General features: G+C 74.1%; 12 protein-coding genes. 4 read left to right on the top strand and 8 right to left on the bottom strand.

Annotation, left to right across the window (positions count from 1 at the left end; genetic code table 11):
* Positions 1–12: 12 nt before the first annotated feature.
* Together ACH414_RS00720 and ACH414_RS00725 are read left to right on the top strand one after the other, a co-directional pair.
* Positions 13–726, top strand: a complete 714-nt coding sequence (locus ACH414_RS00720) for an alpha/beta fold hydrolase (protein WP_382544981.1) — start codon at positions 13–15, stop codon at positions 724–726.
* A gap of 25 nt (positions 727–751) precedes the next feature.
* Entirely contained in the window at positions 752–3,007 is a 2,256-nt protein-coding gene (locus tag ACH414_RS00725) for an NB-ARC domain-containing protein (RefSeq protein ID WP_398940463.1), read from the top strand.
* Between the two features lie 33 nt (positions 3,008–3,040).
* Here the strand turns inward: ACH414_RS00725 and ACH414_RS00730 are convergent, their stop codons facing one another.
* The 5 genes from ACH414_RS00730 to ACH414_RS00750 form a co-directional block, all read right to left on the bottom strand.
* Entirely contained in the window at positions 3,041–6,073 is a 3,033-nt protein-coding gene (locus tag ACH414_RS00730; protein ID WP_398940464.1) for an aminotransferase, read from the bottom strand.
* 55 nt (positions 6,074–6,128) lie between these two features.
* Positions 6,129–6,569 carry an Lrp/AsnC family transcriptional regulator gene (locus tag ACH414_RS00735; RefSeq protein ID WP_382544973.1) on the bottom strand — a complete coding sequence of 147 codons (441 nt, stop codon included), beginning with the start codon at positions 6,567–6,569 and terminating at the stop codon, positions 6,129–6,131.
* Positions 6,570–6,754: 185 nt separating this feature from the next.
* Complete coding sequence (locus ACH414_RS00740; protein WP_398940465.1) at positions 6,755–7,414, bottom strand: CoA transferase subunit B; 660 nt, start codon at positions 7,412–7,414, stop codon at positions 6,755–6,757.
* A 1-nt stretch (position 7,415) separates the two neighbouring features.
* Complete coding sequence (locus tag ACH414_RS00745) at positions 7,416–8,192, bottom strand: CoA transferase subunit A (RefSeq protein WP_398940466.1); 777 nt, start codon at positions 8,190–8,192, stop codon at positions 7,416–7,418.
* Between the two features lie 184 nt (positions 8,193–8,376).
* On the bottom strand, positions 8,377–9,864 hold the full coding sequence (locus ACH414_RS00750; protein ID WP_391768030.1) for a PHB depolymerase family esterase: 1,488 nt from the start codon (positions 9,862–9,864) through the stop codon (positions 8,377–8,379).
* A 372-nt stretch (positions 9,865–10,236) separates the two neighbouring features.
* On the opposite strand from ACH414_RS00750, the gene ACH414_RS00755 reads away from it, so the two are divergent.
* On the top strand, positions 10,237–11,700 hold the full coding sequence (locus tag ACH414_RS00755; protein WP_398940467.1) for a tannase/feruloyl esterase family alpha/beta hydrolase: 1,464 nt from the start codon (positions 10,237–10,239) through the stop codon (positions 11,698–11,700).
* A gap of 116 nt (positions 11,701–11,816) precedes the next feature.
* Positions 11,817–12,611 (top strand): 3-hydroxybutyrate dehydrogenase, encoded by a 795-nt coding sequence (locus ACH414_RS00760; protein WP_386561638.1) that lies wholly within the window; start codon positions 11,817–11,819, stop codon positions 12,609–12,611.
* Positions 12,612–12,632: 21 nt separating this feature from the next.
* On the opposite strand, the gene ACH414_RS00765 is transcribed toward ACH414_RS00760, so the two are convergent.
* The 3 genes from ACH414_RS00765 to ACH414_RS00775 are packed head-to-tail and all read right to left on the bottom strand — an operon-like array spanning position 12,633 to position 15,187.
* Complete coding sequence (locus tag ACH414_RS00765) at positions 12,633–13,631, bottom strand: PHP domain-containing protein (protein WP_398940468.1); 999 nt, start codon at positions 13,629–13,631, stop codon at positions 12,633–12,635.
* Positions 13,628–14,521 carry an SDR family oxidoreductase gene (locus ACH414_RS00770; protein WP_382544953.1) on the bottom strand — a complete coding sequence of 298 codons (894 nt, stop codon included), beginning with the start codon at positions 14,519–14,521 and terminating at the stop codon, positions 13,628–13,630. The genes ACH414_RS00765 and ACH414_RS00770 overlap by 4 nt, the downstream gene beginning before the upstream one ends.
* Positions 14,522–14,557: 36 nt before the next feature.
* On the bottom strand, positions 14,558–15,187 hold the full coding sequence (locus tag ACH414_RS00775) for a flavodoxin family protein (RefSeq protein WP_382544950.1): 630 nt from the start codon (positions 15,185–15,187) through the stop codon (positions 14,558–14,560).
* Positions 15,188–15,237: the final 50 nt, after the last annotated feature.

Below are 15,237 nucleotides of genomic sequence, written 5' to 3' on the forward strand. Positions count from 1 at the left end.
AAGAGAACTCCCATGCCCCACCCCACCGTCGTCCTCGTGCACGGTGCCTTCGCCGACGCGACCGGCTGGATCGGCGTCATCGCGGAACTGCGGAGCAGCGGCATCCCGGTGCTCGCCCCGCCGAACCCGCTCCGCGGCCTGGCATCGGACGCCCTCCACCTCGCCTCCGTCCTGAGACAGGTCGAGGGTCCGGCCGTCCTCGTCGGCCACGCGTACGGGGGTGCGCTGATCACCGTGGCCGGCGCCGCGGACAACGTGGTGGGGCTCGTCTACGTGGCCGCCTATGTCCCCGACGAGGGCGAGAGCCTGGTCCGGCTCCAGGGGAGCCACCCCGGTCCTCCGCTGGCGGACAGCCTGAAGGAGTGGACCTACCCGCTCCACGACGGCGCCCTGGCGGTGGAGGTCACCATCGAGACGACGGCGTTTCCCTCCGTCTTCGCGGCGGACGTGCCCGAGGACGTCGCCGGTGCCCTGGCGGCCGCTCAACGCCCGCTCGCCGCGGCCGCGTTCACCGAACCCGCGACCGCGGCGGCCTGGCGGACGAAACCGTCCTGGGCGCTGGTGGCCGGGGCCGACCGCACGATCGGCCCCGAGGTCCAGCGCTTCGGCGCCGCACGGGCCGGCGCCGTCGTCGTCGAACTCCCGGACGCCTCCCACGCCGTCGGCCTCTCCGAGCCCAAGCGGGTCGCCGACCTGATCAGGACCGCGGTACGAGCGACCAGTTGACCGGCGTGGCCGGGAAAGGAGAACCGTGTACGGGAAGAAGTCCTTCGGTGCCGTGCTGCGCGGGCTGCGCCAGCGAGGCCGTCTCACGATGGAGGAGCTGTCCGAGGCGTCGGGCGTGAGCGTCCGGGCCATCGGCGACATGGAACGCGGGCGCAGCCTGGTTCCGCAGCGGCGCACGGTGGTGGCGCTCGCGGAGGGCCTCGGGCTCACGGACGAGGAGCGGGACGCGCTGCTGAGCACGGCGCGGGCGGCACGTCCGACGCGCCCGGCCGCGGTGGCGGGAACGGGCGTCCCGCCGCGGTCGGCGGGGGACTTCACCGGGCGGGAGCCGGAGCTCGCGGTCCTGCGGGCGGCCGCCGAACGGGCCCCGGCCGGCGGTGCGGTGCCGGTGTGGGTCGTCTCGGGTCCCCCGGGGTGCGGGAAGACCACGCTGGCGCTGAAGGCGGCGGCGGATCTGGCGGGGGAGTTCCCCGACGGGTGTTTCGTGGTCGACCTGCACGGCGTGGACGGCCCCGTCGACACGGACGAGGCGCTGCTGAAGCTGCTGAAGGCCCTCGGGGTGTCGGACCGCAGGCTGGCCAAGGAGGACGCCTCCGGGCGGGCCGGGCTGCTGCGGGCACTGCTGGCCGACCGCCGGTGCCTCGTGGTGCTCGACAACGCCCGCGACGAGGGGCAGGTCCGTGCGCTGCTGCCCGCCGCCGGGCGCAGCCTGGTGCTGGTCACCAGCAGACGTCCGCTGACCGGTCTCGAGGACGTCGACCGCCTCGCGCTGTCGGAGATGGCACAGGACGAGGCGGTCGGCCTGCTGCGGCGGATCCTGGGCGAGGAACGGGCGGACGCGGAGGCCGAGGCCGTGGCGCGGGTCGCCGAGCTGTGCGGACGGCTGCCGCTGGCCCTGCGGGTGGCGGGAAACTGGCTGACGGCCCGTACCGGGTGGAGCGTCGGGCACCTGGTCCGGCGGCTGGCCGACGAGGAGCGCCGGCTCGGCGCGCTCACCGCCGGCGACGTGCGGGTCGAGGCGGCCTTCGAGCTGTCCTACCGCCAACTCACCACCCAGGCCGCGCGGATGCTGCGGCTGCTGAGCCTGGTCCCGGGACCGGACATGACCGCCGCCTACGGCGCCGCCCTCACCGGCACCGGAGTCTTCGACGCCGAGGACGCGATGGAGGAGCTCGTCGAGGCCGGACTCCTGCAGGCCGCCTTCACCGGCCGCTACCAACTCCACGACCTCATCCGCCTGTTCGCCCGCTCCCGGCTCTCCCGCGAGGAGCCGCCCGCCGAGCGGCAGGCCGCCGACGACCGGCTGCGCGCCTGGCTGCTGGAGACGGCCGGGGTCGCCGGCCGCTGGTACAAACCGGAGTACGGGGCGCCACCGCCCTCCTGGAAGGGCCTGGTCCCGCTGGAGAACGCGGAGGAGGCCCGTGCCTGGCTCCAGAGCGAAGCGCCTTCCTGGCTCGCCGCGCTGCGCGTCGCCGCTCGGCGGGGTGAGCACACCCGGGTGGTGGAGACGGCCTACGCGATGGAATGGTTCTGCAACCTGTGGGTCCACTGGGGGCACTGGCCCGAGGTCTTCCGCCTGGCCGCCGAGGCCGCCGCCGTGCTCGACGACCCGTCCATGCAGGCGTTCCACCTCAACGTCCACTCCTGGTCCCTCTCCTGCGCGTCCCGGTACGCGGAGGCCGTCGCACGGGCCCGCGAAGGGCTGGAGTGCGCCCGCCGCGCCGGCAACAGCGCCCAACAGGCCTCGGCGCTGGCGCTGGCGGCGTGGGCCCAGTCGGAGCTCGGCGAGGTCCAGGAGGCGGCCGACACGTCGCTCGCCGCCATAGGCCTCTACGAGGAGACCGACGACCGCGCGGGCTGGCTGGGCGCCGTGTTCACCCACGGAACCTCTCTGCGCCTGCTCGGCCGTGCCGAGGAGGCCCTGGTCCAGCACCAGCGCATCATCACCTTCCTGGACGCGCCAGACTGCCCGGTGAACGGGCACCTGGCCGACATGTACCGCGCCAACACGACCGGCGCGCTCGGCCGCGGCCACGCCGCCCTGCGCCGATGGCGCGAGGCCGCCGACCACCTTCGCGACGCCGCGGCGCAGGCCCACCGCATCGGCATTCCCCACATCGAGAGCAGCGCGCTCCTGCATCTGGCAGAGGCCCTGATCGAACGGGGAGAACCGGCCGAGGCCCGCGCCTGCCTCCAGCGGGTCGTCGCCTTCGGCGACGCGATCGACGGCAAGGAGCCCAAAGCCGCGCAGCGGCTCCTGGACACGCTCACCGCCGAATGACCCGCGCAGGGAACGCGAGCAGGGCCGGCGCCGTCACCCGGTGGCCGCCGCGCCACGGGACACCCGCACTCGGCTCCCCGCTCCGGAGGGCGCGGACGCGGGACCGTGCCCGAGTTGGGCGAGGGCCAGCGCCAGCATGTCGGCGAAGAAGTCGGCGGCGGCGGTGTCGACGCACAGCGGCGGCTTGATCTTGAGGATGTTGAGGTGGTCGCCGGTGGGCTGCACGATGACACCCAGGTCGAGCATCCGGTCGCAGAGCTCGGCGGTCTCCTCCGTGGCGGGCTCCAGGCTCACGCGGTCCCGGACGAGTTCGAGCCCGAGGTAGAGGCCGGAGCCGTGGACGGCGCCGACGAGGCCGAAGCGGTCGGCCAGCGCTTCCAGCCGGCGCTTCAGATGCCCGCCGACACGTACCGCGTTGCCCTGGAGGTCCTCGTCGCGCAGGGTGTCCAGGACGGTCAGGCCCACGGCGCTGGAGACCGGGCTGCCGCCGGTGGAGGAGAAGAAGTAGCCCTGCTCGCGGTACCGCTCCGCGACCTCCTTGGAGGTGATGACGGCGCCGAGGGGGTGCCCGTTGCCCATGGCCTTGGCGACGCACACGATGTCGGGGACGACCTGCTGCTGTTCGAAGCCCCAGAACCACTCGCCCAGGCGTCCGTAACCGACCTGGACCTCGTCGGCGACGGCCAGGCCACCGTGCCGGCGCACCGCCGCGTACACCTCGGAGAGATAGCCGGCGGGCAGCGGGACACCGCCGGCGTTCCCGTAGAAGGTCTCGCCGATGAACGCCCCCGCCGGGCGCCCGGCGGCGGCCAGACCGTCGATCACCGCGACCGCCTCCGGGGCGTACCGCACGGCGTCCGGACCGCGGTGCCGGCCCCGGTAGGAGTTCGGCGAGTCCACCGTGTGCACCCAACCCGGGCGGGTGGCCAGGGCGTTGGGATTGTCCTGCAGCGAGGTGGACACCGCGTCGGAGGCGTACGTCCAGCCGTGGTACGCCTCGCGCAGCGCGACGACGTCGTGCCTGCCGGAAGCCCCCATGGCCAGCCGCAGGCCCAGATCCACCGCCTCGGAGCCGGAGTTGACGAGGAACACGGTGTCCAGGGGCGCGGGCAGGAGCGCGGCGAGGCGCTCGGTGAACTCCACCACCGACGCGTAGTGGAAGCGCGAGTTGGTGTTCAGCCTGCGCAGCTGCCGGGACACCGCCCGCTCGATCCGGGGGTGGGCGTGGCCCAGCGGGGTCACGTTGTTGACGATGTCCAGGTACGAGCGGCCCTCGGTGGACAGGAGGTGGTGCCGCCAGCCCCGCTCGATACGGGGCGGCTCGGCGTAGTAGTGGCCCTGCACGGTCGCGAACACGGCGCCGCGCCTCTCCAACAGGTCCCCGTCCCGCATGCCGTCCCGGCCGCGGAGGCCGGCGGGCAGGCCGAGCAGCGGGGCGGGGTCGGCGGTGAGCGCGAGCCAGCCGGCGGCGTACTCGGGTCGGACCAGGGGAGGGACGGCCGGGCCCGCGGCGTCCCGGAGGGCCAGGTGGAGCCGCGCCCCGGACGGCAGGTGGGCGAGGTCCTCGCCCGCCTGGACGGTGGCGCCCGAGGCGACCAGCGGCCGGACGGTGTCCGGGAAGGTCAGGGCCAGCACGAGCGGGCCGTACCCGAACTCCACCCGGCCCGGTGCCGCGCCGAGGACCTTCCCCGGTGCGGGGGCCTGGGCGACGGCTGCCCGGCCGAGCCGCAGGTCGACGCCCGTGGGCACCGTGGCCGCCGAGACGGCCGACAGGGCCGGAGCCCGGGTGAGCCGCGCCTCGGCGTACCGGGTGGCGGCCGCGGCCGCTCCGTCCGCGACCGCCGCGGCCAGCAGCCGGTCCTCGGTGCCGGAGTCGGTCCAGGCGCCGGCGTCCAGACAGTCGGCCTCGGCGGACAGGTCGACGACGGCGATGCCGGCGGCGGGCAGGTCCCGCAGCAGGGGCAGCGGCGAGGAGTCGGCCCGGGCGGGGACGCCGGCCGGGCCGGCCGCGTCCTTGACCAGGTGGCTCATCACCGGCAGCGGCAGGCGGGTGGCCTGCTCGAACATGCGCCACTCGCGGTCCAGCGCCCCCTTGGCGTAGGCGTTGTCCTCGTCGACGGCCGCCTGGTGGCGGCCGCTGACGACCAGGCCGGCGGTGCGCAGCACCACGAGCGGCCACAGCGCCTCGGCCTCCTCGGGTGCGAGCGGCCGGACGGCGTGGAAGGCGCGGACGGCCGGCAGCACGTGGTGGGGCTCCATCCCGTCGTGGTGGAGCATCGAGGAGAGCGTCACGGCGAGTTCGCTCACCGCCCAGCTGGTCGTCACGTCACCGAAGTCGATGACGCCGTCCGGGTCGGGCGGCACACTGCCGGGCCGGCGGATCAGGTTGTCGTCGGTGAGGTCCAGGTGCACGGCCTGGGTGGGCAGTGCGTCGGCGACGCCGCGGACGGCGGCCCATGCTTCGGCGGTCGCGGCGTGGACGGCGGCGCGGCGGTCGGGCTCGGTGACGTGTCCGGCGAGCCGGGCGACGACGCGGTCGGCGTGCCGCAGGTCCCACTGGAGCACGCGGTCGAGGCCGGGGTGCGCGAAGTCCCGCAGCGCGGTGCTGACCTTTCCGGCGATCGTGCCCATCGCCGCCACCGTGCCGGGGGAGAGGTGGCGGGGGCCCGAGAGCGTGCCGCCGGCCAGGTGCCGCAGCAGCCTGGCCACGGCCGGCCCGCTGCCGGTGTCCACCACGGCACGCCGCGCGGAGCCGTCGGGGCGGCGCAGGACGGTGGCGATGCGCAGGTCGGGGTGGGCCGAGGAGACCAGGTCGGCGGCGGCGTCCTGGGCCTCGGTCTCCACCGCGCCGAAGGCGGGGTTGGCGACCTTCAGTACGGCGAGGTCGGCGCCGTTTTCGTCGCGGAGCAGGAAGTTGGCGTCCTGCTGGCTGCCGAGCTCCCGCGCGTGCGCCTCGAACCCGAGGTGCCGGGCGGCGATGTGTTCGGCGTCGGCCCGCGTCACGCGCGGCACGGGAAGGGCGTCCTCGGAGAAGAAGTCGACGGTGCGGTGCTCGTCGTGCGGCATGCGGGTTCCTCGGCTGGTGCGGACGGTCGGGGCGGGCTGGGACGGGGCGGTGCCCTCAGTCGACGTGCCAGAGGAAGCGGTGGGTGTGGATCCCGAAGTAGGGGAAGTTCTCCACGGACGTGACCCCCTCGACGGGCCGGACGACGTCGTTGACGAAGTCCAGGAGGTCCGGCGGCCGGGCGCACACGACCTCCGCGAACAGGTCGAAGCCGCCGGACGTCAGGACCGTGTACACGACCTCGTCGTGCCGGGACAGCTCGTCGGCCACCGCCCGGGGGTCGCCGTCGACGCGCACGCCGAGGAGCGCCATCGTCTGCCGGCCCATCGTCATCGGGTCGGTCACTCCGACGACCTGGACGGCCTTGGCGTCGATCATCCGCTGCAGCCTGAGCCGGGCGGCCGAGGGCGACAGACCCACCTTCGGCCCCAGTTCGGCGTAGGGGATCCGGCCGTCGACCTGGAGCTCCCGCAGGATGGCGCGGTCGATCTCGTCCATGAAGCACCTCTCCGGCCCCGCCCGGGCGGCAGGTCATGCGCTCGTTTCCAGCACAGTGCCCGAACTGGACGCTCGAATCAAGAGTGCACGCGATCGAATCACGCGCCGGGGCGGTGGAGGAGCCGGAAAAACGGGCGAGGCCGCGGCCCCCGCGGGACCGCGGCCTCGCGGGCCTCGCGCAGGTCTCACCCGGCCGGCGCGCCGCCGACGCCCGCCGGCACGGTCAGCTCGGCGGCGGTCGCGGCCCGGACCTCGTCGACGGTGACGCCGGGGGCGAGTTCGACCAGGACGAAGCCGCGCTCGGTGACGTCGACGACGGCGAGGTCGGTGATGACGCGCTGCACGACGGCCTTGCCGGTGAGCGGCAGGCTGCAGGCGTCGACGAGCTTCGGGGTGCCGTCCTTGGCGGTGTGCTCCATCAGGACGATGACCCGGCCGGCGCCGTGGACGAGGTCCATGGCGCCGCCCATGCCCTTGACCATCTTGCCGGGGATCAGCCAGTTGGCGAGGTCGCCGCGGGAGGAGACCTGCATGGCGCCGAGGACCGCGGCGTCGATGTGGCCGCCGCGGATCATGCCGAAGGACAGGGCGGAGTCGAAGAACGAGGCGCCCGGCAGGGTGGTGACGGTCTCCTTGCCCGCGTTGACGAGGTCGGCGTCCAGCTCGTCCTCGGTCGGGTACGGGCCCACCCCGAGGATGCCGTTCTCGGACTGCAGGACGACCTCGACGCCGGGCGGGAGGTGGTTGGGGACGAGGGTGGGCAGGCCGATGCCGAGGTTGACATAGCTGCCGTCGGTCAGTTCGAGGGCGGCGCGGGCCGCCATCTGCTCGCGGGTGAGGGCCATCTCAGGCGTCGCCTTCCGGTCGTACGGTCCGGCGCTCGATGCGCCGCTCGGCAGCGGGGTCGCCGGGCGTGACCCGGACGACGCGCTGGACGAAGATGCCGGGCAGGTGCACCTCGTCGGGGTCGAGCTCGCCCGGCTCGACGAGATGGTCCACCTCGGCGACGGTGATCCGGCCGGCCATCGCGGCCAGCGGGTTGAAGTTGCGGGCGGACGAGCGGAAGACGAGGTTGCCGTGCCGGTCGCCGATGGTCGCGCGGACCAGGGCGAAGTCGGTGGTGATGCCGTGTTCCAGCAGATGGGGGCGCCCGTCGAACTCCCGGGTCTCCTTGGCGGGCGAGGCCACGGCGACGGAGCCGTCGGGGGCGTGGCGCCAGGGCAGCCCGCCCTCGCCGACCTGGGTCCCGGTGCCCGCCGGGGTGTAGAAGGCGGGGATGCCGGTGCCGCCGGCCCGCAGCCGCTCCGCGAGCGTGCCCTGGGGGACGAGCTCGACCTCCAGCTCCCCGCTCAGGTACTGGCGGGCGAACTCCTTGTTCTCGCCCACGTAGGAGCTCGTCATGCGGGAGATCTGCCCGGCCGCGAGCAGCAGGCCCAGGCCCCAGTCGTCGACGCCGCAGTTGTTCGAGACGATCTCCAGGCCGCCGACCCCACGCTGCCACAGCGCGTGGATGAGCGTGCCCGGTATCCCGCACAGCCCGAATCCGCCCACCGCGAGCGAGGCGCCGTCCGCGATGTCGGCCACCGCCTCCGCGGCACTCGCGACCGTCTTGTCCAGACCCATACGGATCCCTTCCTTCGGGCCGCCGGCACGACCTCGCTGGTCACCACCGGTGGCCGATACAACCGATGGGCGGGAGCCTAGGCAGGCGGTACGGACGCGACCATGGCTGTCGTCCACACACCAAGGGGTGCTCTCATGGCGACGGCCACCGCCTCCGGGCGGCGGCCGTCACCAGGCCCCGCGCCTAGCAGCCCGCGTCGGCGACGACGTAGTAGCCGGGCGCGGTCTGCTTCAGGGTGTGCGTGACGAACGTGTTGTACAGCCCCATGGCCTGGCCGGAACCCGTGGCGTACGTCTGGCCGCCGCTCTGGTACGCCCGGCCGGCGGCGACGTGCTGGTAGTTGTTCGCCGTGGAACAGGTGGGCGGGTGGCCGGTGGTGGTCGCGGACACCGGCGAGGAGACCGCCCCCACCGCCCCGGCCGTGTCCACGGCGGCCACCGTGTAGGCGTACGTGGTGGCCGCGGCCAGGCCCGCGTCGGTGTAGGAGGCCGACGTCGTGGTGCCCACCCTCGCGCCGCCGCGGTAGACCTCGTAGGAGCTCGCGCCGGTGACCGCGGTCCAGCTCAGCGACACGGAGGTGTCCGTGGTGCCTCCGACCGTGAGCCCCGCGGGCGCGGGCAGGCCGCCCGGCGTCTGACCGCCCCCGCCGCCGTCGAGACCCCAGAAGCGGGCCGTGTGGTAGCTGGAGCAGATGGTGTCCAGGTAGTACGTGCCGGTGGCGCCGCACTGCTCGGGACCGCTGCCCGGGTCGACCGCGAGGCCGTGGGCCATCCCGGAGACCGAGTAGACCCGGACGGCCGGCTTGCCGGAGGCGTCGGCGTACTCGCTCAGCGTGGTGTCCCCGGAGAGGCTCTCCGTGCGGGTGGGCGCCTGGCCGATGCCCCACACGTTCGTCCACTGGTCGCGCAGCTCGGTCGCGTTGGCCGGGGCGACGGTGGTGTCCGAGGTGCCCTGCCAGATCGCCACCCGGGGCCAGGCGGTGGTTCCGGCGGGCGCGGCCGAGCGCACGAGGTCGCCCCACTGCGCGGGCGTCTTGTTCGGCGGGCTGTACATACAGGTGTACGCGGCGGACACGCTCGTCGCGCAGTACGCCGGGAGGCCGGAGTCGATGGAGCCGCCGGCGAAGACGTCGGGGTAGGCGGCGAGCATGTCCGCGGTCATGCCGGCACCCGCGGACAGGCCGGTGATGTACACCCGCCGCGGGTCGCTGCCGTAGAGGGAGACCGCCTTGTCGACCATCTGCCGGATCGACAGGGCCTCGCCCTGGCCGCGGGTGCTGTCGGCCGAATCGAACCAGTTGAAGCAGGAGTTGGAGTTGTTCGCGCTGGTCGTCTGGGGAAGGACGAGGGCGAACCCGTACCGGTCGGCGAACTTCGGCCAGCCGGACTTGGCGTAGTAGTCGCTCGCGCTCTGCGTGCAGCCGTGCAGGGCGACGACGAGCGGCGCGCCCGTCGCCAGGCCGTCCGGGACGTACGCGTGCATGGTCAGGTTGCCGGGGTTGGTGCCGAAGCCGGTCACCTGCGTCAGTCCGGCGGCGGACGCCCGGGGGCCGACGGCGACCAGACCGCCCGTCAGGGCGAGGAGGCCCGCGACGACGGCGAGCCCGCGGCGCAGCCCGCCGAGGGGGCGGCGGCCCCTCGCGGAGCGCGACGGTGGATACGGCTGTCCCATGGCTGAAGCCTTCCGTGGAGGAGGTGGAGGAGGTGGAGGAGGGGGGAACAGGGGGCGGCACACCGGGGCGGAAGCGGCTCGCGCCGCCCCGGTGTGGCGTGCATCATGCGGGCCGGAGCAGGGGCGCCGACATGGGCGGGACAGCCAGCCTTGACGAAGGGTCAGTGTGCCGGCCATCCATGGTTCGTCCCCCGACCGGACTTGTAGGGAGTGAGGGGGGACCGGGCTCCCGGCTTCGTTCAGACGCCCGGCCGGGTGGTGGGAAGATCCACCCGAAGCCCGCTGATGGTGGGTCGCCCACCCATGTCCAGGCGTCGAGCGGCGTCATAGCCTCCCGCAGGTCCTCAACCACGAGCCCCGGAGGCAACCGACATGCGTCGTCCCCCCTACCGCTCCGCGCCCCGCCTCTGGCGGCGGGGTGCCCCCGCGGCACTCGCCCTGGCCGCGCTCACGCTCGGCACCGCCCCGGCGACGGCGACGGCGGCGCCGACTGCGGGGCCCGCCGCCCCCGGCGGACACTGCGCGCGCCTCGCCCGCCTCCACGTCCCCGGCGCGGAACTCCAGCAGGCGGCCTGCCTCGACGAACTCACCACCGCCGGCACGGTCGCCTCGGGGCACACCGACCCGGCCGACTGGGCCGGGCTCACGCCCAAGGACCTTGCCGTTCCCAGCGGGGTACCGGGCATCCAGGTCGACGGCTACTTCCCGGACGGCTCCACCACCAACACCAACCACGGGTGGAACCACGACGCCCAGTTCGTCCTCCGCCTGCCCGACCGGTGGAACGGCGGCCTCGTGGTCGCCGGCACCCCCGGAAACCGCGAGCAGTACGCCAACGACCGGGCCATCGCCGACCGGGTGCTGGCCCAGGGCTACGCGTACGCCGCCACGGACAAGGGCAACACGGGCCTCGCCTTCCACCGGGACGGAAGGACGCCGGGCGACGCGATCGCCGAGTGGAACGAGCGGGTCACCCAGCTCACCCGCGCCGCCCGCGCCACGGTCGCCCAGCGCTACCACCGGCCCCCCGCCCGCACCCTGGTCACCGGCCTGTCCAACGCCGGCTACCTGGTGCGCTGGCAGCTGGAGAACCATCCCGAGCTGTACGACGGCGGCGTCGACTGGGAAGGCACCCTGTGGCGGGCCGACGGCCCCACCCTGCTGGACTTCCTGCCGAAGGCCCTGCGCGCCTATCCCGTGTACGCGGCGGGCGGGGAAGGCGCCGAAGCGGCCCGGCAGCAGATGTACGCGGCCGGCTTTCCCGAGGGCTCGGAGTTCCTCTGGCCGTACCACCACAAGGTCTACTGGGACCTGACCCAGCGCATCTACCGCGAGGAGCTGGACCCCGGCTTCGACGGCGCGACCGAGGCCGGCACCCCGTACTGCCCGACGGGCACGCCCGCCTGCGACACCGACTACGACTACCCGGCCCGGCCCGACGAGGTCCGGCAGGCCGTCGCCAGGATCGGGCTGACCGGCCGGATCGGCAAGCCCCTGATCACCCTGCACGGCACGCTGGACGCGCTGCTGCCGATCAGCCGGGACTCGGACGTCTACGCGCGCATGGTCCGCGAGAGCGGCCGCGGCTTCCTGCACCGCTACTACCGCATCGAGGGCGGCACCCACACCGACGCCCTCACCGACGCGTTCCCGGGCAGGCTGCGCCCGCTCACCCCGTGCCACCACACCGCCGTCACCGCCCTGGAGGACTGGCTCCGGACGGGCCACCGGCCGCCCGCCTCGGGCACCGTCGCGCTGCGGCCCGGCCAGGACCCCGCGACGCTGGCCAACAGCTGCTCCCTGGACACGGGGAGGGCCGCGGGGGCATCCTCCTGAGCGCCCGCTGCCCTGATGTGCGGGGGCCCTATGGTGTTCCACTCCATGGATGCGCCCAGGACTGTGGTGGGTTGATACATGGGCCGGGCGGAAGGCCCTCCCTACTGTTTGCGGCCATGACGAACACATTTCCTGCCCCGGCCGCTCTGCCCTCGCCCGCCGCCGAGATCGATCTCGGCGGGCGCACGGCCCTGGTGACGGGCGGGGGCAGCGGCATCGGCCGGGCCTGTGTGCTCGCTCTGGCCCAGGCGGGAGCCACCGTCCACGTGGTCGACCGGGACGCCGCCTCGGCCGAGGCGGTCGCCGAGAGCGTCGGCGGCCGGGCCCATGTCGTCGACCTCGCCGACGCGGCCGCCATCGACCGCCTCCCCGCCGAGGCCGACATCCTGGTGAACAACGCCGGCCTCCAGCACGTCGCGCCGCTCGTCGACTTCCCGACGGAGCGCTTCGAGCTGATCCAGAAGGTGATGGTCACCGCCCCGTTCCTGCTCATGCGGCGGACGCTGCCGTACATGTACGCGCAGGGCTGGGGTCGTGTCGTCAACGTCTCCAGCGTCCACGGGCTGCGGGCCAGCGCCTACAAGTCCGCCTACGTCGCCGCCAAGCACGCCCTGGAGGGACTGAGCAAGGTGGCGGCGATCGAAGGCGCCCCCCACGGGGTGACCAGCAACTGCGTCAACCCCGGCTACGTCCGCACCCCGCTGGTCGAGGGCCAGGTCCGCGACCAGGCCGCCGCCCACGGCATCAGCGAGGGCGACGTCCTGTCGAACGTGATGCTGGCCCGCTCGCCCGTCAAGCGCCTCCTGGAGTCCGAGGAGGTCGCCGCCGCCGTCCTCTGGCTGTGCGGCCCCCACTCCGGCTATCTGACGGGCACCTCCCTGCCCCTCGACGGCGGCTGGACCGCCGGCTGAACCACGCCCGCGAGGAGCGGGTCAGCGGCCGGTCCGCCCGGCCAGGAGCCGGCTGAGCGGCCAGCTCGTGATCAGGCGGTCAGGGCCCAGACCGACGCGCGCCGCACGGGCGTAGCCCGTGCTCTGCCAGTGCAGTTGCTCGGGGGCGTGGGCGTCGGTGTCCACGGCGAAGCGGCAGCCCGCCGCGGCGGCCCGGGCGAGGAGGTCGTCCGGGGGGTCCCGACGCTCGGGGCGGCAGTTGATCTCCACGGCGGTGCCGGACTCCGCGCACGCGGCGAACACGGCCTCGGCGTCGAAGCGGGACTGCGGGCGCCCCTTGCCGGTGATGAGCCGCCCCGTGCAGTGGCCCAGGACGTCGACGTGCGGGTTGCGCACCGCCGCCAGCAGGCGCGCGGTCATCGGTCCGGGCTCCGAGCGGAGCTTGGAGTGCACGGATGCCACGACGACGTCGAGCCGGCCGAGCAGGTCCTCGTCCTGGTCGAGCGAGCCGTCTTCGAGGATGTCGCACTCGATGCCGGTGAGGAGGCGGAACCCGGGGCCCTGCGCGGAGTTCACGGCGGCCACGGCACGCAGCTGGCGCGTGAGGCGTTCCCGGCTCAGGCCGTGGGCGATCGTCAGCCGCGGTGAGTGGTCCGTCAGCACGGCCCACTCGTGGCCCAGGGCGCGTGCCGCGGCCGCCATCTCCTCCAGCGGGCTGCCGCCGTCCGACCAGTCGGAGTGCAGGTGGCAGTCCCCGGTGCTGGTGGCCGCGAGCTCCCAGCCGGCCCGGGCCTCGGGCCCCGCCTCGGCCCGCAGCCGGGCGAGGTAGCGCGGTACGTCCCCGGTCGAGGCCTGGGCGATCACCTCGGCGGTGACCGGACCCACCCCGCGCAGACGGCGGGCCCGGTCGGCGTCCACCGGGCCGGGCGGCAGCTCGCGGACGGCGTCGGCCGCGGTGTGGAAGGCCCGCACCCGGTAGGGGGACGCCCCGCGCCACTCCAGCAGGAAGGCGATCTGCCGCAAGGCCTCGTCCGGAGTCACGGCAGCGGGGTTCCGCCCGTGGCGTTGACGATCTCGCCGGTGACGTAGGAGGCCTGCGGGGAGGCGAGGAAGACGAACGCGGGTGCCATCTCCACGGGTTGCGCGGGCCGGCCGAGCGGCGACTGCTCGCCGAACCGCGTCGCGTCCGGCATCGTCGCGGGGATCAGCGGCGTCCAGACCGGTCCGGGCGCGACCGCGTTGGCCCGGATGCCGCGCTCGGCGAGCTGCTGGGCGAGGCTGTGGGTGAAGGAGATGATCGCGGCCTTGGTCATGGCGTAGTCCAGGAGGTGCGGGCTGGGCTGGTAGCCCTGCACCGAGGCGGTGTTGATCACCGACGCGCCCCGCGGCATGTGCGCCAGCGCCGCCTTGGTGAGCCAGAACATCCCGTAGAGGTTGGTCTTCATCACCCGGTCGAACTGCTCGGTGGTGATCGCCTCGATCCCGTCCGGCTGGGCCATCTGGTAGGCGGCGTTGTTGACGAGCAGGTCGATGCCGCCGAGTTCGGCCACGGTCTTGTCGACGAGGGCGGTGCACTCGTCCTCCACCCGGAGGTCGCACGCGACGGCCAGCGCCGTGCGGCCCGCCTCGCGGACCAGGCGGGCGGTCTCCTCGGCCTCGGCGCCCTCCTCGGGGAGATGGGTGAAGACGACGTCGGCGCCTTCCCGCGCGAAGGCCAGGCAGACGGCCCGGCCGATCCCGGAGTCCCCTCCGGTGACCAGCGCCTTGCGGCCGGCCAGCAGGTCGTGGCCCCGGTAGCTGTCCTCGCCGTGGTCGGGGCGGGGGTCCATCGCCTCGGTCGACCCGGGGTGGTCCTGATCCTGTTCGGGGAACGGCGGACGGGGGTGGAGTCCCACCGGATCGGTGAGGGGGGCCTGCTCGTGGGAGGGCATCGTGGTCTCCTTCCGGTCGGTCGGGTGCGGTGACGGTCAGGAAGAGGGCGGATAGGGGGCGGCCTTGAGGCGGCGCGCGAGGTGCGCGGTGTTCGCGGCGAGCGTCCTGGTGGTCGCGGCGGTCTTCTCGGGCGTCTTGTCGAGGTCCTGGTAGTCGGTGCCCTGCATCGCCTCGCCGACCCAGTACGTGACGGCGTTCGGGGCGAGGGAGAAACCGACGTCGTTGAGGCCCTGGAAGAGCTCGGCGCTCACATGGTGGGCGCCGTCCTCGTTGCCGACGACACAGACCGCGGCGGCCTTGCCGTAGGTGAGCATGCGGCCCTCGGCGTCGCTCTCGCCGAGTTCGGCGTCCAGACGTTCCAGGACCCGCTGGGCGACGCTGGACGGGTGGCCGAGCCAGATGGGCGTGGACAGGACCAGGATGTCGCAGCCCAGGATCGTGTCGCGGATCCCCGGCCAGGCGTCGCCGTCCCCCATGTCGATCCCGACGCCCGGCCTGACGTCGTGGTCGGCGATCCGGATCACCTTTCCGGTGACGCCGTGATCGGCGAGGGCGGCCATGGTCTGCTCCGCCAGCAGCTGCGAGCTGGACGGCTTCGGCGAAGGCGACAGCGTGCAGACCAGCGCGACGGCGCGCAGCGGGGTGGTTTCGGTGGTGGTGTCCATATGTTCCGGCTACCCCGCCGGCCCTGTCGTATCCGGCCCTGGTCGGACCG

The organism is Streptomyces sp. NPDC020422 (genome assembly GCF_044386705.1).
In the GTDB taxonomy this organism is placed as follows: domain Bacteria; phylum Actinomycetota; class Actinomycetes; order Streptomycetales; family Streptomycetaceae; genus Streptomyces.